This window comes from Kordiimonas sp. UBA4487, from assembly GCF_002389025.1.
Lineage (GTDB): Bacteria > Pseudomonadota > Alphaproteobacteria > Sphingomonadales > Kordiimonadaceae > Kordiimonas > Kordiimonas lacus.
Map to the genome: position 1 here is coordinate 1 of NZ_DGNR01000014.1, position 22,137 is coordinate 22,137.

The 22,137-nt window shown below is 57.8% G+C and carries 27 protein-coding genes; 14 read left to right on the forward strand and 13 right to left on the reverse strand.

The window, feature by feature from the left end; genetic code table 11:
- Both B3Z17_RS15090 and B3Z17_RS15095 read right to left on the reverse strand, forming a co-directional pair.
- Nucleotides 1-322 (reverse strand): CoA-transferase (locus B3Z17_RS15090; RefSeq protein ID WP_286830634.1); only part of this gene is annotated, 322 nt, incomplete at its 3' end.
- Nucleotides 322-1,026 (reverse strand): CoA transferase subunit A, encoded by a 705-nt coding sequence (locus tag B3Z17_RS15095; RefSeq protein WP_286830635.1) that lies wholly within the window; start codon nucleotides 1,024-1,026, stop codon nucleotides 322-324. The genes B3Z17_RS15095 and B3Z17_RS15090, both read right to left, overlap by 1 nt.
- Before the next feature lie 276 nt (nucleotides 1,027-1,302).
- Between B3Z17_RS15095 and B3Z17_RS15100 the strand changes: the two genes are divergently transcribed.
- Nucleotides 1,303-1,575: a hypothetical protein gene (locus B3Z17_RS15100; RefSeq protein ID WP_286830636.1), complete on the forward strand. Its 273-nt coding sequence runs from the start codon at nucleotides 1,303-1,305 to the stop codon at nucleotides 1,573-1,575.
- A gap of 65 nt (nucleotides 1,576-1,640) precedes the next feature.
- On the opposite strand, the gene B3Z17_RS15105 is transcribed toward B3Z17_RS15100, so the two are convergent.
- Nucleotides 1,641-2,534 carry a CPBP family intramembrane glutamic endopeptidase gene (locus B3Z17_RS15105; RefSeq protein ID WP_286830637.1) on the reverse strand — a complete coding sequence of 298 codons (894 nt, stop codon included), beginning with the start codon at nucleotides 2,532-2,534 and terminating at the stop codon, nucleotides 1,641-1,643.
- 289 nt (nucleotides 2,535-2,823) lie between these two features.
- Between B3Z17_RS15105 and B3Z17_RS15110 the strand changes: the two genes are divergently transcribed.
- From B3Z17_RS15110 to B3Z17_RS15125, 4 genes are read left to right on the forward strand one after another with little or no spacing between them, the layout of a single operon-like run.
- On the forward strand, nucleotides 2,824-3,552 hold the full coding sequence (locus tag B3Z17_RS15110; protein ID WP_286830638.1) for a glutathione S-transferase family protein: 729 nt from the start codon (nucleotides 2,824-2,826) through the stop codon (nucleotides 3,550-3,552).
- A 56-nt stretch (nucleotides 3,553-3,608) separates the two neighbouring features.
- A complete protein-coding gene (locus tag B3Z17_RS15115) occupies nucleotides 3,609-3,905 on the forward strand; it encodes a YciI family protein (RefSeq protein WP_286830639.1) in 297 nt (98 codons plus the stop codon).
- 10 nt (nucleotides 3,906-3,915) lie between these two features.
- Nucleotides 3,916-4,521, forward strand: coding sequence for a DNA-3-methyladenine glycosylase I (locus B3Z17_RS15120; RefSeq protein WP_286830640.1), 606 nt, complete (start codon nucleotides 3,916-3,918; stop codon nucleotides 4,519-4,521).
- Between the two features lie 32 nt (nucleotides 4,522-4,553).
- Complete coding sequence (locus B3Z17_RS15125) at nucleotides 4,554-4,919, forward strand: VOC family protein (RefSeq protein WP_286830641.1); 366 nt, start codon at nucleotides 4,554-4,556, stop codon at nucleotides 4,917-4,919.
- A 101-nt stretch (nucleotides 4,920-5,020) separates the two neighbouring features.
- On the opposite strand, the gene B3Z17_RS15130 is transcribed toward B3Z17_RS15125, so the two are convergent.
- The 5 genes from B3Z17_RS15130 to B3Z17_RS15150 form a co-directional block, all read right to left on the reverse strand.
- Entirely contained in the window at nucleotides 5,021-5,386 is a 366-nt protein-coding gene (locus tag B3Z17_RS15130; protein WP_286830642.1) for a group I truncated hemoglobin, read from the reverse strand.
- A 161-nt stretch (nucleotides 5,387-5,547) separates the two neighbouring features.
- A complete protein-coding gene (ppa, locus tag B3Z17_RS15135) occupies nucleotides 5,548-6,081 on the reverse strand; it encodes an inorganic diphosphatase (RefSeq protein ID WP_286830643.1) in 534 nt (177 codons plus the stop codon).
- An 86-nt stretch (nucleotides 6,082-6,167) separates the two neighbouring features.
- The gene (gene ubiA / locus B3Z17_RS15140) at nucleotides 6,168-7,106 is read right to left on the reverse strand and encodes a 4-hydroxybenzoate octaprenyltransferase (protein WP_349680334.1); all 939 of its coding nucleotides are present in this window, start codon (nucleotides 7,104-7,106) and stop codon (nucleotides 6,168-6,170) included.
- A 42-nt stretch (nucleotides 7,107-7,148) separates the two neighbouring features.
- Entirely contained in the window at nucleotides 7,149-7,760 is a 612-nt protein-coding gene (locus tag B3Z17_RS15145; RefSeq protein ID WP_286830645.1) for a DUF6151 family protein, read from the reverse strand.
- 165 nt (nucleotides 7,761-7,925) lie between these two features.
- Entirely contained in the window at nucleotides 7,926-8,762 is an 837-nt protein-coding gene (locus B3Z17_RS15150; RefSeq protein WP_286830646.1) for a DUF2306 domain-containing protein, read from the reverse strand.
- 153 nt (nucleotides 8,763-8,915) lie between these two features.
- On the opposite strand from B3Z17_RS15150, the gene B3Z17_RS15155 reads away from it, so the two are divergent.
- The 3 genes from B3Z17_RS15155 to B3Z17_RS15165 all read left to right on the forward strand — a co-directional run bounded on the left by B3Z17_RS15155 (nucleotide 8,916) and on the right by B3Z17_RS15165 (nucleotide 12,474).
- Nucleotides 8,916-9,920 carry an AraC family transcriptional regulator gene (locus B3Z17_RS15155; RefSeq protein ID WP_286830647.1) on the forward strand — a complete coding sequence of 335 codons (1,005 nt, stop codon included), beginning with the start codon at nucleotides 8,916-8,918 and terminating at the stop codon, nucleotides 9,918-9,920.
- A gap of 159 nt (nucleotides 9,921-10,079) precedes the next feature.
- Nucleotides 10,080-10,736: a hypothetical protein gene (locus B3Z17_RS15160; protein ID WP_286830648.1), complete on the forward strand. Its 657-nt coding sequence runs from the start codon at nucleotides 10,080-10,082 to the stop codon at nucleotides 10,734-10,736.
- Between the two features lie 70 nt (nucleotides 10,737-10,806).
- Nucleotides 10,807-12,474 carry an isovaleryl-CoA dehydrogenase gene (locus tag B3Z17_RS15165; RefSeq protein WP_286830649.1) on the forward strand — a complete coding sequence of 556 codons (1,668 nt, stop codon included), beginning with the start codon at nucleotides 10,807-10,809 and terminating at the stop codon, nucleotides 12,472-12,474.
- Between the two features lie 88 nt (nucleotides 12,475-12,562).
- Here B3Z17_RS15165 and B3Z17_RS15170 read toward each other — a convergent pair whose 3' ends face one another.
- Nucleotides 12,563-13,447, reverse strand: a complete 885-nt coding sequence (locus B3Z17_RS15170) for a hypothetical protein (protein WP_286830650.1) — start codon at nucleotides 13,445-13,447, stop codon at nucleotides 12,563-12,565.
- 163 nt (nucleotides 13,448-13,610) lie between these two features.
- Here B3Z17_RS15170 and B3Z17_RS15175 point away from each other — a divergent pair, with 163 nt between their 5' ends.
- Nucleotides 13,611-14,090, forward strand: coding sequence for a GNAT family N-acetyltransferase (locus tag B3Z17_RS15175; protein ID WP_286830651.1), 480 nt, complete (start codon nucleotides 13,611-13,613; stop codon nucleotides 14,088-14,090).
- Here B3Z17_RS15175 and B3Z17_RS15180 read toward each other — a convergent pair.
- Entirely contained in the window at nucleotides 14,087-14,614 is a 528-nt protein-coding gene (locus tag B3Z17_RS15180; RefSeq protein WP_286830652.1) for a hypothetical protein, read from the reverse strand. The genes B3Z17_RS15175 and B3Z17_RS15180 overlap by 4 nt on opposite strands.
- A gap of 138 nt (nucleotides 14,615-14,752) precedes the next feature.
- Between B3Z17_RS15180 and B3Z17_RS15185 the strand changes: the two genes are divergently transcribed.
- From B3Z17_RS15185 to B3Z17_RS15205, 5 genes are all read left to right on the forward strand, one after another.
- On the forward strand, nucleotides 14,753-15,496 hold the full coding sequence (locus B3Z17_RS15185) for a 16S rRNA (uracil(1498)-N(3))-methyltransferase (protein WP_286830653.1): 744 nt from the start codon (nucleotides 14,753-14,755) through the stop codon (nucleotides 15,494-15,496).
- Nucleotides 15,497-15,630: 134 nt separating this feature from the next.
- Nucleotides 15,631-16,188 (forward strand): cysteine dioxygenase, encoded by a 558-nt coding sequence (locus tag B3Z17_RS15190; protein WP_286830654.1) that lies wholly within the window; start codon nucleotides 15,631-15,633, stop codon nucleotides 16,186-16,188.
- A 188-nt stretch (nucleotides 16,189-16,376) separates the two neighbouring features.
- Nucleotides 16,377-17,735: a glutamate--cysteine ligase gene (locus tag B3Z17_RS15195; protein WP_286830655.1), complete on the forward strand. Its 1,359-nt coding sequence runs from the start codon at nucleotides 16,377-16,379 to the stop codon at nucleotides 17,733-17,735.
- A 109-nt stretch (nucleotides 17,736-17,844) separates the two neighbouring features.
- On the forward strand, nucleotides 17,845-18,312 hold the full coding sequence (locus B3Z17_RS15200; RefSeq protein WP_286830656.1) for a (2Fe-2S)-binding protein: 468 nt from the start codon (nucleotides 17,845-17,847) through the stop codon (nucleotides 18,310-18,312).
- Between the two features lie 11 nt (nucleotides 18,313-18,323).
- Nucleotides 18,324-20,519, forward strand: coding sequence for a xanthine dehydrogenase family protein molybdopterin-binding subunit (locus B3Z17_RS15205; RefSeq protein WP_286830657.1), 2,196 nt, complete (start codon nucleotides 18,324-18,326; stop codon nucleotides 20,517-20,519).
- Nucleotides 20,520-20,523: 4 nt separating this feature from the next.
- Here the strand turns inward: B3Z17_RS15205 and B3Z17_RS15210 are convergent, their stop codons facing one another.
- Genes B3Z17_RS15210 through B3Z17_RS15220 form a run of 3 tightly spaced genes read right to left on the reverse strand, consistent with a single transcriptional unit; the run spans nucleotide 20,524 to nucleotide 22,014 of the window.
- A complete protein-coding gene (locus tag B3Z17_RS15210) occupies nucleotides 20,524-21,042 on the reverse strand; it encodes a hypothetical protein (protein ID WP_068307473.1) in 519 nt (172 codons plus the stop codon).
- A gap of 4 nt (nucleotides 21,043-21,046) precedes the next feature.
- A complete protein-coding gene (locus B3Z17_RS15215) occupies nucleotides 21,047-21,589 on the reverse strand; it encodes a pyridoxamine 5'-phosphate oxidase family protein (RefSeq protein WP_286830658.1) in 543 nt (180 codons plus the stop codon).
- Complete coding sequence (locus B3Z17_RS15220; RefSeq protein WP_160328637.1) at nucleotides 21,589-22,014, reverse strand: MAPEG family protein; 426 nt, start codon at nucleotides 22,012-22,014, stop codon at nucleotides 21,589-21,591. Before B3Z17_RS15220 ends, B3Z17_RS15215 begins: the two co-directional genes overlap by 1 nt.
- Nucleotides 22,015-22,137 lie beyond the last annotated feature (123 nt).

Sequence of the window (22,137 nt, forward strand, 5' to 3'; positions counted from 1 at the left end):
CCACTTCCATGGCACCAAGGATGGAGAGGTTGATGTGCCCGCCCCTGATCATGCCGAAGCTGTCAGCCGAGGAGAAATAGCTCGAGGTCGGCAGCTCCGTGATCGTCTGCTTGCCGGCGTTGATCAGATCAGCGTCTACTTCATCCTCATAGGGGAACGGGCCCATGCCCAGCATGCCGTTCTCGCTCTGCAGCGTCACATGCATGCCGTCGGGGATATAGTTGGCCACCAGGGTGGGGATCCCGATCCCGAGGTTCACATAAAAGCCGTCTTCAAGCTCGCGCGCCGCACGCGCCGCCATCTGGTTACGATCCCAAGCCATTAGCCAGCCTCCCTTTGACGAACTGTGCGTTGTTCGATGCGTTTCTCGAACGTGCCCTTGACGATACGCTGCACGAAAATGCCCGGTGTGTGGATGTGATCCGGGTCAAGCTCGCCCGGCTCGACCAGTTCCTCGACTTCCACCACGGTTACTTTGCCTGCAGTGGCCATCATTGGGTTGAAGTTGCGGGCGGTCTTCCGGAACACCAGGTTGCCTTCCGTGTCCGCCTTCCAGGCCTTGACGATCGAGACATCAGCCACAAGGCCGGTTTCCATGATATAGGTCTGGCCGTCAAAGTCCTTATGTTCCTTGCCTTCGGCGATCAGCGTGCCCACACCTGTCTTGGTATAAAAGCCCGGGATACCGGCGCCGCCCGCGCGGATGCGTTCCGCCAGTGTGCCCTGCGGGTTGAACTCCAGCTCCAGCTCGCCGTCCAGATACTGGCGCTCGAACTCCTTGTTCTCGCCCACGTAGGACGAGATCATCTTCTTGATCTGCTTGGCGTCGAGCAAGATACCAAGGCCGAAGCCGTCCACACCGCAGTTGTTGGAAATGACCGTCAAATCCCTCACACCAGCCTTATGGACCGCCGCAATCAGATTTTCCGGAATACCGCACAGCCCAAAGCCGCCGGCCATCATGGTCATGCCGTCAAACAGCAAGCCATCAAGCGCCGCCTCGGAACTCGCATAAACTTTTTTCATCGCTGACTCCCGCTTGAAAAGAATGGGACAACAGAACACCGGGATCAAAGACCAGATGGGCCAGATCGACCAGTGGCCACCAGATACCGCCGATTAGTTTCATTTGCAACAAATTCTTGCGGCACCGATCCGCAGGCTTCCTTGCACCAAAGAACACAATTCCTTGTATGGGTCACCTTGAAGCCATTGTTAAGCCACATTATATTGATCCTATAAATAGATAAAACTTATGGCGCGGCAACTGTCCGCCCAAACGACAGCGAACGGAGAAAACCTGTGGTACGCATTTTGTGCCAATTGATCGGTAGTGTTTTCTGTATATTCGGCATCTTTGGTATGCTGACGCCCATTCCCTTTGGCCTGATCTTCTTCATGATCGGCTTACTGTTCCTGATTCCCACCACGCCGTGGGTGACCCGCCTTGTGCGGCGCACGCGTGAGAAGTTTGCCACCTTCGACCGCGCAATGGATGCGGTGACCCGTCGGGCGCCTGCGCCCTACCGCCGTGTGCTGCAACGGACGGAAATCGACAATTTCGACTGGTCGTAAATCAAAAGCCCGGCAGGCATTACTGCCAACCGGGCTTCCATCATACTTTCTTGTGGACCAGGCCTCTAAGCCCGTTTTAAACGGGCCACCATCATAGCCCCTGCCACGACCAGCACCCCGGCACACACAACGCTTGCCTCCGGCCCGACTTCCCCGCCTGTCAGCCAAATCGGCCCCACAGCCGCCATCTCGGCGATCAAAGCAGGCACAGTAGCCTGCTGGCCGGTTACCGGAATGGTGAAACCAACCCCCTGGAACCAGTTCCAGCCGGCATGCCAACCAATGATCCCCCAAATACTACCCGACTTGATAGCCCAGTAGCAGGCGAACAGGCTGAACAGAATGGAAGTTACTGCATCAACCAGCAGGTTGGGGTTGTCTGGGTCAAAATGCAGAAGCGTGAACAGAAGCGCACTCGTACAAGAGGCTACGATCACACCAACTTTGCGCGACATCGCAGACAGAAGCCATCCCCGCATGACCATCTCTTCAACACCTGCCTGTACGGTAAACCCCACAGCCAGCAGCAGCATCGCGGCCAACGACGACGGCGTTGCAAAGGCGGGGGCAAACCCACCGACCCTGTAACCGCCCGTACCCCAGATCCCCATGACAGTGACACCTATCATGATCGCACCGATGGCAAACCCCCACGAGAAGCGCTTACCTGTGCCCTCGCCCTGCAGGCCAATGGAAGCCAGAGAACGCTTTTCGACAAACCGAAGCCACAGGAACAGAAGCCCCAGCATAAGGCCGAAGGGCACAATCAGAGAGGCCGCCAGCTCAGCAGGCAAAACCGGCGCACCGCGCGCGGGAATCAGCCCCGTAGAACGCAGGATCACCGTACCGCCAACCAGCGAAATAACGGTAAAAAGAATGGCAATGACAGGGACAAGGAGCGCCCATGGCGCCCAGCCCTTCGGTTCTTCGGAACCAAAGAGTACAGTTGATTTGAACATTTTTTCTCTCGCTATCGTCGCAGCTTTTGCTGCTTGTTGTATATCCGGCCCAACGGCGCAAGCCCTCAGCCCAAGGTCACCACTGTCCCGCAGCGACATCGGCATAAAAGCCTGAAAGAGCATGAAAATCCATAAATATTTTTAATACGTGGCATCAAATTCTAACCAGGCCCCATTCCCGGTTATTTTCAACGAATGAAAACTCGCCAAACACTCCTGACAAAAACTGTCACTAGGGCGGCGTATAAGCTCTTCAACGACCCAAGTCACGATAGCGAGGAGCAATAAGATGACATCACTAACCCTTTACGCATTCCCCACAGCGCCCGGCTTTTTTAACCCCAGCCCTTTCTGTAACAAGGTCGAGATCCTGTTGAAGCTTGCCGGACTCGACTTTGAAACCGTCATGCCCGAGGACCCCAGAGGTTTCTCAAAGGGCAAACTGCCTGTACTCAAGGATGGCGATGAGATCATTGAGGACAGCGAATTCATCCGCCTTTACCTAATTGAAAAATATGGCGCCACACTGAATGGAGGCCTGTCGGACGATTCCAAGGCCGTGGGCCATGCCGTTTGCCGCATGCTGGATGACCGCACGGTCCATGGTTTGGCCTGGTCCCGCTGGGTGGAGGATGAAGGCTGGGTACAGGCAAAGGAGATTTTCCTTCAGGGCGATCCAGACGGGATCGGCGCCCCCATGCGCCGTGAAATGCGTGAAGGCTATACATTCTCAGGATTTGCTCGGCATTCTACAGACGAACAGCGCCAACTCATCAAATCGGACATTGATTGCCTGGCCACCTTGCTCGGCGACCAGGAATGGTTCCTTGCGAACCAGCCAACCTATCTGGATGCGACTGTGTTCAGCTTTGTCGCCAACTTCTATGCCTCTCCGATCAAGACATGGCCCATACCGTTGGTCGCGGCCCACCCCAACCTGGTGGCCTATTTTGAACGCGGCATGCAGCGCTGGTATCCTGAAGGCTCGCAGATGCTCAAAGGCATCGCTGCGGAGTGACTGTTTCATAACAAGTGACCGCCCCGAGCAACCGGGGCGGATCGAGAGGACAGACGATGTTTATTATATTTCTGAAACTGGCGGGCGACAAAAGTCGCGTGCCTGAATTTATGGCCACTCACAAGGAATGGATCGGCAAGGGGTTCGATGCCGGCACCTTCCTGACCGTTGGCACCCTTGAACCCGGCTTGGGCGGTGCAATTCTGGCACACGGCGTGTCACGCACGGAACTGGAATCATTCATCCATGAAGACCCCTTCGTGGTGGAAGGTATCGCCATCCCCGAAATTCATGAGGTCACCCCCGCACGAACAGATGAGCGCCTCGCCTTCCTGATGCCCACCGGACACTAGGGGCAAGCCAATGCGCAAGACATTTGAAGGCCCGGATGGCCATTCCCGCTGCAACTGGTGTGCCGCCACGCCAGACTATATCCATTATCACGACCATGAGTGGGGCTTCCCCGTGGATGACGACACCCGGCTGTTTGAGAAAATTTGCCTCGAAGGGTTCCAGTCTGGCCTAAGCTGGCTGACCATCCTGAACAAGCGGGAGAATTTTCGCGCTGCCTTCGAAGGATTCGACTTCCACAAGGTCGCTGGTTTTGATGAGGCCGACGTGGAGCGCCTCCTTGGCGACGCAGGCATCGTGCGTCATAGGGGCAAAATTGAAGCCGTTATCAACAATGCATCCCGCGCCCGGGAAATGGTTGAGACCGAAGGATCTCTGGCTGCCTTTTTCTGGCGCTATGAGGCACCGGACGCCCAGGAAATCAAACACGAGCTTGCCTCAACCACCGCGCAATCCATTGCGCTGTCGAAGGAACTCAAAAAAAGGGGCTGGAAATTTGTCGGCCCCACCACCGTCTATGCCTTCATGCAGGCCATGGGGCTGGTAAATGATCACGCCGAAGGGTGCAAAAGCCGCCTTGAAGTGAAGCGCGCCCGCGAACAATTCACCAAACCATAACATCACGACACGATCAGTAGAGGAGAAAACCAATGATCGGATATATTACCGTCGGCACCAACGACATAGGCAAAGCATCGGCCTTTTATGATGCCCTGCTGGGGGAAATGGGCGCCAAGCGCACCATGGATTTTGACGTTTTCAAAGTCTGGTCCATTGGCAAAGGCACAGAATTCAGCGTCACCCTGCCCTTCAACAAGGAAGCCGCCACCGTCGGCAACGGCGTCATGGTTGCGCTTCAGGCTGACAGCCAGGAAATGGTGGACCGCATGCACGCCAAAGCGCTTGAACTGGGCGCATCAGACGAAGGTGCGCCGGGCCCACGGGGCGACCAGGGATTTTACGCCGGCTATTTCCGTGACCCAGACGGCAACAAGCTGAACTTCTTCCACTATTAAACCGCATTACCCCAGGGGCTCCCCAGCGCCCCACTCTCCACCTTAAGGCCCACCTGGTTAATTCCAGCGGGCCTTTCTTTTTACACTGTTGTATTCCCAATCTACCGGTTCAGGACCGCGTCCCGCAACCCCGCCGCGGCGCCCATGATCTGGCCAATCAGACCGTTCGGGAGCTTCAGGTCCTCGAGGGTTGCCAGAAGATGCTTTGCTACAGCATCGAAATGCGCATCCGAAAGCCCGCGTTCCTCAACGAGGCCAGCATGGGCCTTGCGCATGTAGGCGTCGGCACCTCTGGTTTCGCCTTTGAAGATCGTTGTGAAGAAGGCCTTCTGCTTGCGGTTCTGCGCACCCATTTCCACGCCCTCAAAGAAGGGCGCTAGAAGAGGGTCCGCCATCACCTTGTCGTAGAACAGGTCAACAGCTGCATTGACCGCCGGTTCGCCACCTACTGCTTCATAGAGTGTCATTTTATCTGCTCCGTCCGTTTTCCAGGTACCCATTTTTTCCTTACGGCACGCGTGGCATGAAATCATAAGTCACACCACTGGGGTGTGACGGACATCACAGGGCAGAAAAAAAGCCCGGCAGGTAAGCCGGGCTTTCCGAAATCTTGATGTATGAGCGTTTATCAGCCCGCTGCAGCTTCGGCCTTGATGCCTTCTTCGATCAGCTGGGCAGCTTTTTCAGGGCCTTCCCAGCCCTTGATTTTCACCCATTTGCCGCTCTCGAGGTCTTTATAGTGCTGGAAGAAATGCGCGATCTGGTCGAGGAAAATCTTCGGCAGTTCGTCGTAGCTCTGAACGTCCTTGTAGAAGGGGTGCAGCTTGTCGACAGGCACCATCAAGAGCTTCTCGTCCATGCCGGCTTCATCTTCCATGATCAGAACACCAAGCGGACGGCAGCGCACAACAGCACCCGGCATGATCGGGGTGCGGTTCGCCAGCAGCACGTCTACAGGATCGCCGTCATCCGCCAGCGTGTGCGGGATGAAGCCATAGTTACATGGGTAGCGCATGCTGGTGTGCATGATGCGGTCCACGAACAATGCGCCTGATTCTTTGTCGAGCTCATACTTCACGGGTTCGGTGCCAGCTGGCACTTCGATGATAACGTTCACGTCCCAAGGGGCGTTTTCGCCAACGGAGATCTTCTTGATATCCATGGATATGCGTCCTTTAATTTGCCCCGAAAACCTAGCATGGGGCTACTCAAAAAATCGCACAAACACCAGAGTGGACGCCGGGGAGGCTACTGGATGGCTTGCCCCAGAAGAAGGGCCGCAAACACGATCCAGCCAAACGCGATGTTCGAGCGGAAAACTTCCAAACAGACGGCAGCATCATCAATGTTGACGCGCCTGATCTGTGCGGCGAGGTGAAGCCCCGCAAACGCGAGCACGGGATAATAGATTATGCCCAGATTTGCAAGGATTCCTGCGCCCAAAAGGGCAAAAATAAATAAGCAGTAGAATAAGCTGATGGCAGGCCGGGTTTTCGCCCCCAGTGCAAGGGCCGTCGACTTGACGCCGATCAGCGCATCATCTTCCTTGTCCTGATGGGCATAAACCGTGTCATACCCCAGCGTCCAGAACAGGCCACCTGCGTACAAAATGACCGCTGGCCAGTCCAGGCTGCCGCGCACTGCGGCCCAGCCGACAAGCGCGCCCCAGTTGAAGGTCAGCCCCAGCCACGCCTGCGGCCAGTAGGTGATGCGCTTCATAAAGGGATATGCTGCAACCAGCACAAGCGAGCCCAGCCCCACCATAATGGCGAACACATTCAGCTGGATCAGCACCAGGAAGCCAATCAGGCACTGCAGCACCAGGAAGGCCCAGGCGCCCTTCAGGCTGACCTCACCAGCCGGAATGGGGCGGCTTTTGGTGCGCTCGACCGCGCCGTCGAAGTCCCGGTCGATAATGTCATTATAGGTACAGCCTGCGCCGCGCATCACCAGCGCGCCGATGGCGAACAGAAGCATAAGGTAAGCATGATGCAGCGTCAGCGCGCCGTCTGCCGCCAGCGCTGTCGACCACAGGCACGGCCACAGCAAGAGCCACGTGCCAACGGGCCGGTCCATCCGCGCGAGCTTCAGGTAGGGCCGCACGGCCTTCGGCGCATGCCGATAGACAAAACTGCCCTCAACGGCATCCGCCGTTTTCACCACGTCTTTTTGTGTGCGCCAAAACATGCCTAGCGGCGTACGCGCGGGCACGCGATAAGTCAAGCCAGATCAGATCACCTTGGCTTCAAGTGCCTCGCGCTCAGCGTCTGAAATCGTGATCGGTTTCCGGATCGGCCGCAGGGTGTCCTTGTCAAAGAAAGGTTTCCAGCTCTTGCCGCCGCGAATGCGCCACCAGATCGTCAGGCGCATCAGGTGCGCGAGCATGCCCCAGGTCTTGAGCTTCTGGCCGAAACTCTGCGGCCGTTTTTCATTGGCCACCGCCCGCACGGGTCCAACCATATCAACCACGGCCGGGTCTGTCCCCTTATGGCCGGTGCAGATAGGCAGCACACCAATGAAAGGAATACCGCCTTTCGGCAAAGTGTTGCCCAGCGGCGTTTTGCAGCAGTCTGTGAACCAGCGGAGTGGCCCCTTGGGCGTCATGCGCACGCAGGCCAGATGGTCATGCCCTTCGGTGATTTCGAAACTGGCCGGGTCAATCTGGAAGATATTCGAATAGCCGACCCCGTCCATCATGTCGTCCGCACGGCCCAGATAGTGGGCATAAGACTGACACCCCTTGCACGGGCACTGCACATGATTGCTGTTCGAGCGCGCCAGCCCCCTGATGACGCCTTTCACCTTGCCGCATGTGCAGCTTACCGGAACGTCCTGTGCCATCTGTGGCTCCCCAATCATTAACCATGCTTGCAAGCATCCTTGCATATCGGGGAAATTTGGCAAGGCCAAGAATAGTTTAGCGGCACGGAACCAAAGCTCCATGCCGTGTACTGGCTGCTGCGCGCCCACGCCAACGCAGCCAGTATCCTTGATTACAGGCCCCGATCAGCCAAATATCTTGGGAATCCAGGAGAAACTGCTGATGCCCACAACGCCCACAGCCATGAAGGCTGTCATCAGGAACACCACACCGGCAACCTTGCCGCGATGCGCCTTGTTCTTGCCCTTCTGGGCCCAGAAATACAGCTCGAGCACCGCAAGCGGCAGCAGATACTGCGCAAAGCTGACCACATAGAGGAACGGGCCTGAGAAGGTCTTGCCGTCAATACCGATGCCGCCAGTTGTCAGGAACCAGCCGAAAGTCATCAGGCGCAGGAACCACACCGCACTCACCACCATGAAAAGCCTCAGCGCCCAGCGCCGGTGCGCGGCGAAATCCCGCTTGATGGCGTAATAGAGCGCGAGCGGCACAAAGGCCATCACCAGCACGCCGCTGCCGGTCACGCCAATATCCTGAATAAGCGAGCCAATCACCCGCGGGCGGGTCCAGACAAGATACGTCCCGGCGATCGAGACAAGCACCGACGCAATCATATAGAACCAGCCGCTGTAGCGGTGCAGGCGCGGCACTTTGTTGCGCATACCCGGCACCAGCTGGATCTGCCCGGCGGCAATGATCAGCCCCGCCACCAGAATATGGATCGCCAGCGCCACATTGCCCATGCTGTCCCCTGCCATGAAGCCATTGGCCAAATGGGTGTCCGCGAAGCCGCCCACGCCGCCCGAAGCAAAGCGCTTGCCATAATAGCCCGCGATATAGGCCACAAACAGCCACTGGCCGATGGCCGTGACGACAAACCAGGTTTTTGCGGAAAGGTCGAGCCAGTTACGGGCCCGCTTTGGACGCACCGGGGTGCCGGCGTCCATCGTGATATCAGACATTATATTTCCTCGCGTCTTGCCGGTCGTTGCCGACTTTCTTATTTATGTCCTATAGATAAGAAGCTGGCGGCAGCATCACAATGACCGCAGCGATCAAACACTTAGCCCAGAAGATCACGCAAGGTGGCAGCAGGGCGCGCGAGGGGATACATCATGCCAACAGTTGCCGCCGGGCTGATCCGGGACCTTTTGAATTTTGCCGTCGGGGAAGGCGGGGACCGCGAGGCCCTTCTGAAAGCCGTGGGGCTTGAGAACGCGCCCCTCGATGACCAGGACGCCCGCCTGCCCGCCACCGCCTTTGTGGGCCTCATCCGCGCGGCCGTCAAACAGCTGAACCGGCCGGACCTGGCACTCCAGTACGGCAAAGCCAGCCGGTTTGACGACTTTTCCATTGTCGGGCTGATTTCCTTTGCGTCCAACAGCGTGGGCGAAGGCTTCCAGCAGATGAACCGCTACGCCAAGCTGGTGCTGGACACCGGCGTGGGCGAAGGCAAGCAGCGCTTCCGGCTGGAGGAAGACGGCGACTGTGTCTGGGTGATCGACCAGCGCCCCAACCCGAACATGACGCCGGAGCTGACAGAAACCGTGTTCGCCCGCTTTGTGGGGGATTTCAGCCGCTTCTTTGGCGATGCCTTGCCCTACCGCGCCTTTCACGTGACCCACGACAAGCCCGTGCACTGGAAAGTCTATGAAGAGATGTTCGGGGTGCCCGTAACCTTCGGCGCAAAATGGAACGCGCTGAAGGCACACAAAAGCTGGCTTGAGCTGACAACCGGCCCCAAGAACCGCTATGCCTTCGGCGTGCTGTCTGACCACGCGGACGCCCTGATGCGCGAGCTGGAGGCCTCAGAAACCCTGCGCGGACAAGTGGAAAAGGCCGTGCTGCCGATGCTGCACAAGGGCGAGGTTTCGATGGAAAAGGTGGCGGAAATGATGGGCATCAGCCGCCCGACGCTATACAGGCGCCTGAAGGCCGAGGGCCTGAATTTCGAGACCCTGCTGGATGACCTGCGCCGCACCATGGCGATCAGCTATCTGGAAGGCGGCAAGGCCAGCGTGAATGAGGTGGCCTATCTGGTGGGCTTTTCTGAGGCCTCCAGTTTCTCCCGCGCCTTCAAACGCTGGACCGGCAAAGCCCCAAGCGAGTGGCGGGGCTAAAAGGTGAAAACTGAGTATTTGAGGCTTATACGAGAGCGCAAGAATACAATCCATGAGCGTGCAAAACAGCCAGTGGCTGCGCAGGCAAGGGTCCTTGTCATTGACGATCAAGGCTGAGTACCGCACTATAACCCCAACAAAATCTCAAGGGGTTCAGCCATGGCGCCAGATTTGACCCACACATTGGTTAATGCTTTCATAGCAGTTCTTTTCATCCTCGGGGGCATATACGCCACCAAGCTTTCATTTAGTCTTTTCTTGTCTGGAGTTGGCGAGAAATTGCAAAAATCCCGTTTCAAGGTGTTTGGTGCCGACCTCTCTGCAGGATCTATTGGATCTCTGTACATCGCCCTGGCGATGGTCGCGTTTATTAGCGGCTATAGCTCAAGACCAACCTTAGACTGGAAATCCGATCATATCATTCAGGCCATGGTCAGAGAACAAAGCGAACTAGCAACTTCCGATGGCAACGACAATTCCGAAACGTTGAAGGCATTTGCCCAATTCGGCTGGCAATTTGATCATAATACACCGATCAAGTTAGTAGTCTCAGAGGGGGAAGCAAACTTCAGGACCGCAGGCTTCACCGACGCAGATTCACTGGCCTCCAAGCTGGAGAATGCTCAGAATTCAGAAGGGGAATTCGGGTTTTTGGTCCCACTAACCTTCAACCCTAAAAAGGACAAAACCGTCCAAATGGTCGAAGGCTCAAAAAATCTTCTAGCATACGCGGGGTATAAGGAAAGACTCATGGCGTTGTGTGAGAAGCTGTCGAATTCTGAACCGGAATGTTCGGAATTTGCTGCAGAACGATAAGCTTCAAAGCTTCCCTCTTCTCCCCTCTGCCCTAAATTGGGTGTAGGATGCTAGAGAAGGGGGACAGACGATGGAAAATCAGTTCGACACGCATGAGGTGTTCAACCAGCCGCCGGTCTATGACCATGTGAACCTCTATGAGACCGACGCACCCTTAAAGGCCGCGCTGACGGCGGAGGGCGCGGGCTGGGCGGCGATGGACCTGAACCGGTTCGGCGCGCAGCTCGGGACCGCTGAGGCCTTCCACCAGGCGCATCTGGCCAACACTCGCCTGCCGGAACTGAACACGTTCGACACACAGGGCCACCGGCAGGACACGGTCGAATTCCACCCCGCCTACCACCATTTCATGGACATGTCGAAGCGCGCGGGCATCCACTGCGGCGCGTTTGACGCGCTGGCCACCGACGGGCGCGAAAAGGGCCTGGGCGTGGGCGCGGCGCGTGCGGCCAAGCATTATATGATGAGCCAGGTCGAGGCTGGCCATATCTGCCCCATCACCATGACCCACGCGGCCATCCCGGCGCTGCAGAACCAGCCCGACCTATTCGCACGCCTGCTGCCAAAGCTGATCAGCCACACCTATGACCCAACCTTCCGCCCGATCGCGGATAAATCCGGCATCACCATCGGCATGGGCATGACCGAAAAGCAGGGCGGCACGGACGTGCGCGCCAACACCACCGTGGCCACACCGGTTGAAAACGGCGGGGCGGGCCAGCCCTACCTGATAACCGGGCATAAATGGTTCATGTCCGCCCCCATGTGCGACGCCTTTCTGGTGCTGGCCCAAACCGGCAACGCGCTTTCGGTCTTTTTCGTGCCACGCTTCCGGGCTGACGGCACGGTGAACGGCCTCCGCTTCCAGCGGCTGAAGAACAAGCTGGGCAACAAATCGAACGCATCCAGTGAAGTGGAATTCCACAAAGCTGAAGGCGTGCTGATCGGCAACGAGGGCCGCGGTATCGCCAACATTATGACCATGGCCAACTACACGCGGCTTGATTGCGCGCTGGGGTCCGCCGGGCTGATGCGGCAGGCGCTTTCCCGCGCCGTCCATCACGCGCGCTACCGCACGGTGTTCCAGAAAAAGCTGATCGACCAGCCGATGATGACGGCGCTCCTCGCCGACATGTCGCTTGAGGTGGCCGCAGCCACGCACCTGAGCGTCCGCCTCGCCGGCGCCTATGAGCGCATGGATGACCCCATGAACGCCGCCTACGCCCGCCTGATGACGCCAGTGACCAAATATTGGGTCACCAAACGCGGCCCCACACTGGGATATGAAGCCATGGAATGCCTGGGCGGCAACGGCTATGTGGAAGACGGCGTTTTGGCGCGCATTTACCGCGAACTGCCGGTGAATTCTATCTGGGAAGGCTCAGGCAGCGTCATGTGCCTGGATCTGCTGCGGGTGGCGATGCGCGAGCGTGAAAACCTTGAAGCCGGCATCGGGTGGCTCAGCGAAGTCAAAGGCGCGTCCAGCCACTATGATGACGCGCTGGCGGACCTGACAGACAACATCGCAGGCGGCCTGAATGAAGCCCGCGGCCGTTGGCTGACGGAACGGCTGGCCACGCTGGCATCCGCCAAACTGTTGATGGAACGCGCGCCCGGCACGGTGGCAGAGGGATACATCAGCACCCGGCTTGACCCCTTCGGGCGCCATGGTGCCTACGGCAGCTTGCCCGACGGCCTTGACGCCCGCGCGATTATTGAAGCGGTCGTGGCTTTTTAGCTATGGAAAATTCGTCACTCGCCGGCACGACCGGCGGGTCTAAGGGTATCGTGGATTCGCCGATCACGTCGGCGAATGACGCTTGTGGTCAGGCGTAAAAGGCCAGAACACCCGGGGCCTTTTCGTGCCCCAGCTTGAGCCCACGTCCATAGGAACCGATGCCTTCTTTGGCGTGTCCGAGCTTCAGGCCCCGGCCTTTGCGCTCGTCTTCGTCTTCACGGATCGGATTGAGCGTTTCCTGCGTCGCCAGCTTTGCCGCCACCTTCAGGGAAAGCACCTGCTTATCAGTGAATTTCGAGCGGTCAAACCGGTCATCATGGATGTTCAGTACGCCCACGTCCGGCGTGGACAGAAGACCCACGGCCTTCAGGTCATCCAGCGTGATATCGCCCGCACGCTTCTTCTCCTGGCCCGGTGCCTCCTCTGCCTTGGCGGCGATCTCATCGCGCTTCTTCAAAAACTCGCTAGCCTTGTCCGTGAGGTCCCCCAGCTTGATCTCGGCCCCGTTCAGAAAAATCGTGCCCTTGATGTTATTCGGGTTCGTAACCCCGTTCCCGCCTTCAAGGCCCACCAGGCGGTATTTGGCGCCGGGGTGATCCGAAAGGCTGAAGCTGTAGCTGCCGCCTTCCTCAAAATGGACCACCCCTTTACCGCCTGCACCGTCTTCGCCTGAGATGGTCACATCGATATTGAAGCTGCCGTCCCTGGTGACCGCCACGGCATTTGTATCCGCGCCGTCAACACCAGTGGCAGGGGGCTGTGTGCCCACCGAATAGGTTTCCACTGTCTGGGACTGTGTCTGGGATTGTGTTTCGGATGTCTGGACCTGGTCGACAACCGGCTTGCGCTTGCCAAAAGCAAAGCCGCGTTCCTGGGCGCCGTTGAAGCGCAGCGCGTCACGGTCCGGGTCCAATCCATTTGCTGCCGCCAACCGCGGCTGAAGCGCATTTGCGCCCGCTACATTCTGTATCATGGCTCTTCCAACCAGATGTCGCTCCCATTTTGGGAGCCCTCAGTGCTCGGTTTGAGTGTACGGCAACCCGCATACGCTGTCACGGAACGCATAAAATTTGAATTATTGCTAGCACCAAGGCTCAGTAGCAGGCTATCCTGACAAGGTGATCAGAGGAGTGTTTATGGTTGATATTCAACCCCTTAGCAACTTGGCAGAAGCCGACATCCTGGCGCTGAATGAAGCCCATGTGCGCGAAACCTCGCACCTCGGGCCTGAGGAATATCAGGCCATGGTCGCCGGCGCCTTCTATGCCTGCGGGGTTGCGCCCGCGAAAGCCTTCCTGATCGCATTCGATGAAACGGCGGATTACACCAGCCCTAATTTCCTGTGGTTTCAAAGCCGGTACCCAAGCTTTGCTTATATCGACCGGGTCATCACCGCTGAAAGCGCGCGTGGTCAGGGGCTTGCGCGCGCGCTTTATGAAGACCTGTTCGCCCGCGCCCGCGCAGCCGGCAAACCCGCCATCGCCTGCGAAGTGAATATCGACCCGCCGAACCCGGGCTCAGACGCCTTCCACGCCCGCATGGGCTTCGCTGAGGTGGGCACCGGCGTGCTGAAAAATGGCAAGCTGGTGCGCTATATGGTCAAGACGCTGGATTAATCTTCCGCTTTCGCGGCCTCCGGTTCACAGCGCGGGTCAGCTGCCTGGATCTGGGCAATCTGCTTTCTGGTGATCGGAATCGGCAGGCAGCCGTGGCCCTGCTCACAAATCATATCCCACTGCGGGCGCGCGCGCTCGTGACACTCAAGGCAGTTGCCGCCAAACTTGTTCACCGCCTGATCTGTGCCGCGCACCTTGATCTCACTGCCTTCGGCAGACACATCAAGCTCAAAGAACTCCCAGTCTTTTGTACGCGGGCTCCAGCCCTCTTCGCGCTTCACCATCACCTCTGTCGGCACCAGTTGCACAACGGAACCGGGTGGATACACGCCGCCCTTCTTGTTGTTGGCAACAGCAAGCGTGGCCTCAAGGTCACCCAACAGATTATCGACAAAGAAATGCCGCACCTTCTGCATGTCGGCGAGACATTTGAAACTGTCGTTCGAGATTTCAACCGGCTCCGCAGATACGGCTGTGCCTGCCATAAGGCCCACGAGCGCAAGTGCACCGAGTTTCCTGATCATGATGTTTCCCTTCTGTTGGCCGTTCGCCCCCTCCATGAGGTAGCGTAGCACACACGCGCGACAAGAAAATTTCCTTGCGATGACGCCCTCTTCGCGGCATCAGGGGGAAATGACATTCCCTGAGCCGGACCAAGACGCATGAGCAAGAAAATCCAGCACCGCCTGTATGTGGACACAGCCCTGCCCGGTGACGGCAGCCTGACGCTGGGGCCGGACCAGTCACATTATCTGGCCAATGTGATGCGCGCCCGCACGGGCGACCAGGTGGCGCTTTTCAATGGCCGGGACGGCGAGTGGGCATCCGAGATCGCAGCGGTCCAGAAAAAAGCTGTAACGCTCCGGCTGGAGTCCAGGATCAGGGAGCAGCGCACAGAGCCCGACCTGTGGCTTGCCTTTGCCCCCATCAAAAAGGCCCGGCTGGACTTCATGGCGCAAAAAGCCACCGAGCTGGGCGTCAGCCATATGGTACCCATGCTGACGCGCCGCACCATCGTGGACCGGGTGAAGACCGACCGCCTGTTTGCAAACGCCGTTGAGGCCGCAGAACAGTGCGAACGCCTCAATGTGCCGACAATCGGCGAACCCGTGAAGTTGGAGAAACTGATCGCCGACTGGCCGATGGACCGCAAGATCATGTTCTGTGACGAGGACCTGACAGGCACACCGGCCCACGTGGCGCTTCAGGCGGCCGACAATAAATCAAATCCCCGCCCCTGGGGCATCCTGATCGGCCCGGAAGGTGGCTTTGACGACCATGAGCGCGCGCTCATCCGGTCCCACCCCAATACGGTGGTCGTAGCCCTGGGGCCGCGTGTCCTCAGGGCGGACACAGCCGCCATGTCCGCCATCAGCCTGTGGCAATCCGCTTTGGGTGATTGGTGACACTTAAACGCTGTTTAGGGAAAAATTTTTCACAGACCAGCCATTTAATCCAGAAAATAGCAAACAATTACTGACTATATATTGGTATATTGTACCCCGTTAAGTAATATTTTTAGGTTAGCGGGAACATTGCCATGCCAAAAGAAGGAATTCCATCCTTCCAGTCTACCATCAATATCGCCAACCTTGTGCAGGAGGCCTGCACGGCTGTTGCCTGTGCGGCACCCGATTGCCACAAGGATGAGATTGCCCACCTGATGGAACATGTGCTGCCCCGCATCGAGCTGGAAGACTTCGCGGACACGCCGGTGAACGCGCGCGGCTACCGGCGCAAGGTGTTGTACGCCCACCCTTCGGGTTTCTTCTCCGTGCTGCAGCTTGAATGGCAGCCCGGCGCTGAAACACCGGTCCATGGCCATAATGCCTGGGGCTGTGTGGGCGTGATCTCAGGTGAGATCGGCTGTGAAACCTATGATCGCTGCAATGCGTCTGAAGGCGGCGTGCGCTCGAACGGCAAAATCATGGCCGGCGCCGGTGCAGTCGCAACGGTAAACCCGAACCCAGAGGGCATCCACCGCCTGTTCAATCCAACCGACAAAGTAGCCACCACGCTGCACATTTACGGCATGGACCTGTCAGCCAATCCGTGCGCCATCAACGTGCCCTACGGGTCTTCTGCACACAGAAATTAGATTTTTTCACCTGAATTTCCTGCCCAGCCAAAAGCCAGATAAACCCTGACTTTTTGATCAGGTTGGCGCTCACCTGCGGCTCGCCGGACCCTCACTAACGCGTGACCGGGGTTTACTTTTCTTGATTGCTGCTTATCTAGACCCTACTTTTTCTAAGCACGATTGTTCGGTCGAGGGGACCCCTGTTTATGTCAAGCGCCATCATCGAGTCCAAAGCACAGCTGGTGACCTATATGGAACAGGGCTCGAAGCCCGACCGGTCCAGCTGGCGCATCGGGTCCGAACACGAGAAATTCGTTTTCCACCGCGACACCAAGGCACCTCTTGAGTGGGAAGGTCAAAACGGCCTGCCCGGCATCAAGGATGTATTGCAGGCTTTTGTCGACAATGGTTGGGAAGCTGTAGAAGAAGGCGGGAAGCTGATCGCAGCCAAAAAGAATGGCGCGTCCGTGACGCTGGAGCCCGGCGGGCAATTTGAACTGTCCGGCGCACCGCTTGAGAATATCCACCAAACCTGTGACGAAACTTCCAGCCACCTTCGCTGTACTCGTGAGATTGGCGAACGCCTGAATATCGGCTTTCTGGGACTTGGTTTCCACCCAACATTGAAGCGCGAAGAGGTGCCCGTCATGCCGAAGGCGCGCTACGACATCATGCGCAACTATATGCCCAAGAAGGGCAGCCTGGGGTTGGACATGATGCTGCGCACCTGCACCGTGCAGGTAAACCTGGATTTCGCGGATGAGGCCGACATGGTGGAAAAATTCCGCATCAGCCTGGCCCTGCAGCCACTGGCGACCGCACTGTTCGCCAATTCACCGCTGACGGAAGGCAGACCCAACGGGTTCAAAAGCTACCGCAGCCATATCTGGACAGACACAGACCCGGACCGCTGCGGCACCCTCCCTTTTGTGTTTGAAAGCGGCATGGGGTTTGAGCGCTGGGTAGACCATGTGCTGGATGTCCCCATGTATTTCGTGCGTCGGGACGGCAAATATATCGACGCATCCGGCCAAAGCTTCCGCGCCTTCATGAAGGGCGAACTGCCGGCCCTGCCGGGCGAACTGCCCACGATGGCGGACTGGGAAGACCATATGACCACCCTGTTCCCGGAAGTGCGCCTCAAGACCTTCCTTGAGATGCGTGGCGCCGATGGCGGTCCGTGGAACCGCCTGTGTGCCCTGCCCGCCCTATGGGTTGGGCTGCTGTATGACACCGAAGCACAGGACGCCGCCGCCGACCTGGTGAAGCGCTGGAGCGCGGACGACGTCGCCAAGATGCGCGATGATGTCCCCCGCCGCGGCCTGGAGACCCAGGACCCGAAAGGCGGCTGCTTCCGCGACCTCGGGGAAGAAGTACTCAAGATTGCAGACTTGGGCCTCAGGAAGCGCGCACGCTTGTCTTCAAGTGGCGATACCGAACAAGGCTTCCTCAATTCGCTTTGGGAAAGCATCGAGACCGGTATGACGCCAGCAGACCAGATCCTGCACAAGTATCACGGCACATGGGGCGGCGTAGACCCGATCTTCGATCAGCTAAGCTATTGATATAAGGTTTGCGGCAAGCCGACGCGGCAATGCGACCAAGCGCCGCGACAATCGTTACCTCGTAACGTAAACTCCTCCCCGGTGAGTGTTCATCAGCGGGGAGAGCATCATGACAACTGTCACCTTCAAGATTAATGGTAAGGCCGCAAGCTTCAGCGGCGACGGCGACATGCCACTTCTGTGGCACTTGCGCGAAGACGCGGGCCTGAAGGGCACAAAGTTTGGCTGCGGTATCGGCCAGTGCGGCGCCTGTACCGTGCATATAGACGGCGAAGCGGCCCGTAGCTGCTCTGTCCCCATGGCGGCCCTTCACGGCACGTCCATCACCACCATTGAAGGCCTTGCCGACGGCGAGCGCCTGCACGCGGTCCAAGAGGCCTGGATCAAGGAAGATGTGGCACAGTGTGGTTACTGCCAGGCCGGACAGATCATGGCAGCGGCCGCCTTCCTCAAGGAGGTGCCCAACCCCACGGACGACGATATCGACAGCGGCATCGACAACCTGTGCCGGTGTGGCAGCTATTACCGCATCCGCAAGGCCATCAAACTGGCCGCACAGAACCTTGCTGGCGCATAAGGAGACGCACGATGACAAACCATGTATCCCGCCGATCCTTCCTGAAATCCGCCGCTGGCACAACAGCCCTGATACTCAGCATTTCGTCTACTCCATCCGTCCTAGCAACCGACACCGACAATAGTGGCAACGTGACGCCTTGCTTGCGCTTCACCGAGGACGGCCAGATTTTTGTTTGTGTCCCAATCCCGGATATGGGCCAGGGCATGATCACAACAGCGGCACAGATCATCGCGGAAGAGCTGGATCTCGACCCCAATCAGACCGGCATTGAAATGATGGCCTTTCAGGGTCATGCCGATGCAGAGGGCCGCGCCAGTGAAGGCCCGATGCCACAAGGTGCGGGCGGCAGCCTATCCACCATGATGGTCTGGGGGCCACTAAGGCACACAGCCGCATACGCCCGTGACCTGTTCCTGCATGCGGCCGCAATCCGCTGGAGCGTTCCCCTTAACCACCTGGAAACAAGGAACGGCGCCGTTTACAACAAGAACACAAAGGTAAGCCTTCCCTATAAGTATCTTGTCTCGGACACTCGGCGGACGGATTATACCGTCTTAAGAGGGAATGCGACCCCGAAAGCAGCCAAGGACCGAACCCTGATCGGCAAGGATCAGCGCAATGTCCATGCCACGGCCATTGCCACGGGCCAGCCCATCTTCGGCATAGATTCCGACATTCCGGATATGAAACACGCTGTTATCCGGCGGTGTCCACACCTGAACGGATCATTGGTTTCCTATGACCGCGACGCGCTTCTTGCCTTGCCTGGGGTCAAGCATGTTGTTGAGATTGCCCGCAGACCGGATGACCTTTCCAGGCCCCGTATCCTGCCAGCTGGCCTTGCCATTATCGCCGACAGCTTCTGGCGGGCCAAAAAAGCAGCCGACATGGCAGAAATCGAGTGGGACGGCAGCAGGGCCGCTGGCGAAAGCAGCGCTGTTTTGAAAGCCCGAATGGCCGAGCATCTGGAAACCGGCGAGGTGGCTGACAGCAAAGAAGGCGGCGACCTGGCCAAAGCAATGGCTGAAGCCGATAAAGTCATCGAAGCAACCTATTATCACCCCCACTGGGCGCATGCCTGTATGGAGCCCCACAACTGCATTGCAGACGTCAAGGCAGACAGCGCTGAAATCTGGACCAGCCACCAGTCGATTACCGAATCCATCAATGCGGCGGCCGCGGCAACGGACCTGCCCATAAGCAAGATCACCAGCAATGTGATGCGGTGTGGCACCGGCCTTGGCCGCAAATATGCGCCCGACTTTGTCATGGAGGCCTGTATTCTTTCAAAAGCGATCGGTGCGCCGGTGAAAGTCACCTGGACCCGCGAAGACGAGATGGAGCAGGACCACGTAAACCCATCAGCCATGTACCGGATGCGCGCCGCAGTCGACGCAAAAGGCCGCTTGACCGGTTGGCACGTCAGAACGGCGGCAGACGGCTGGATCAGGAACGCGGCCATGGAACCGCCGATGGGCCTCGTGGACAACTATAGAGGCGAATGGGGTTACATTGAAAATAACGTCCGGCGCGGGCCCTGGCGCGGGCCCCAGCATAATACTGCGGCCTGGGTTATTCAGGGATTCCTGAATGAAGTGGCCATAGCGGCAGGCAAGGACCCGCTGGACTTCCTGCTGGACCTATACAGCCGCAAGGATTTTCAGAAACTGGATACATGGCCCTTTCCTTTGTTGGAATACGAGCGCTTCCGCAAAATTCTTAAGGCTGTTGCAAAAGATGCCAGATACGGCCGCCGCATGCCGGACGGCTGGGGCCAGGGTATTGCCATCTATCACACATTCTCAGGCACCTGCGCCCATGTCGTTGAAATTGAGATGATCGGTGACACCGACTATCGGGTCCACAAGGTAACCAGCGCCATCGATTGTGGCCTGGCAGTTAACCCCCTAGGCGTGCGGGCGCAAGTGGAGGGCGGCATAAACGACGGGCTTTCGGCTGCCAAATACGGTAATTTCCGCTTCGAGGACGGCGTGCCCGTCACCAACAACTTCGACAGCTATCAGATGATGAGGATCGGCGAGGCTCCCCCGGAAATCAATGTCCGGATCATGGACTTTGGCGACGAAGACCCTCGCGGCACCGGCGAAGTGGCGTTACCGCCGCTTATTCCGGCCCTGACGAATGCGATCTTTGCGGCAAGTGGCAAGCGTGTACGCACCCTTCCGATTTCGGAGAACCTTTAGAAGCCTATAGCCAGCGCAGGAACTCGATCAGCCAGATGATGCCAAGGGTGAGCGCCGCCAAGGTGGCGCCCCACATCAGGGCGAGCGGGAAGCTGGCTGTACGTGACACGCCGTTCTTGAAATAGCTGTCGCACTGCAAACAGTGGTACCAGCGCTCTCCCTTTGTGGCCTTCAGCTTGATGCCAGGGATGATGGTTGGCACCGCCCCCTCAAACGGATGCACCCGCTCGGACCCGCAGTGGCGGCAGGCAATTTCTTCACCGTCCTCGTCCAGCCGCGTTGGCAGCTGGCAGCGCGGCATGGTCGCCACCTTGTTGAGAACGGCATCCACCCGCACCTTGTCGATCGCCCGTACCATAACATCTGTTCGCAGGCCGATGTTCATGGAGCCCATATTCTCGTTGGTCAGAAACACATCCACACCATTGGCGTTCAGCACGGACTTCAGCAACTGAGCGTCAGACGCGGACAGTCCCGTGCGGACGGGGATCAGGCGATTATGGTCTTCAAATACTTCGGTCATAGCATCAGTCGTTCAGGCCCGTTTCGAACCCGTCGATTGAAACAAGGTTTTTCTGTTGCTGATAGTCGCGAATACCGTCTTCCCCCCGGGCCTCAGCGAATTTCTTCAGGGTCTGGCGCTCGGCAACCAGCTCCATCTCAGGCACGGCATAGCCGCAACTGGTTTGCGTGCTTTCCACGTCCACCAGGATAATCTGGCGGGCCCCAGGCAGGTCCGGGAATTGCGGCTTCAGCTCAGCGAATTCAGGATGGTGCGGCCGCACCACCCGGCCCCGACCGTAAACCCGGTAAATCAGCGCATTCCGCGTGAAGCTGTTGAACATCAGCGTAATGCGCCCGTCGTTCCTGATATGGGCGGATGTTTCATTCCCGCTTCCGGTCATATCCAGATAGCCGCACAGCTTGGGTCCCAGCACCCGGAAACAGTCCATGCCCTTGGGGCTCAGGTTGATACGCCCCTCTGCACAGGCAGTTGCCGTGAAAAACATGGGTTGGTCTTCAACGAAAGCTTTGTGCTTATCCGTGATATGATCGAAAAAATCCGCCATCAGATGCTCCAGTATTTGAAGGCAATCTGACCGAACATTGCAACAATCACAAGCCCGCTGAGCATAAATACCGCGAAGCGGTGCATCACTTTATTGTAAGTCACGTGAATTACATGGTGAACCAGCCTAAGGCCCACATATGCCCATGCCAGCTGGACCGTCAGCGCGTCACCCAGCCCGGTAGCCATGGCCCCCAAACATAAAACGTAGAAAAGCACCGGCATCTCGAACTGGTGGTTATAGTTCTCGCCCGCAAATTTGGCCTTGTCCGGCAGCAGCGCCAAATTGGCTTTGTCCTGCAGTTGCGCGTTCGTTGCCTTCATCGAAGTCAATGCAGGTATCCGCCGAACAAACAGCATAATGAAAGCCAAAATTGTCACCGCTACCTGCCCCAGAACTGGGCCCAAAAGTGCATTTTCCATCATGTTCTCCCCTAATTCTTTGATCTCTGTACCCTTTAGGCCACAAGTTGCGGGAAAATGCCACACCCCCCGGCCTGCAGTCATAATTATGAGACATTTCCCAGGCATGAACAGTGCCAATCTGCG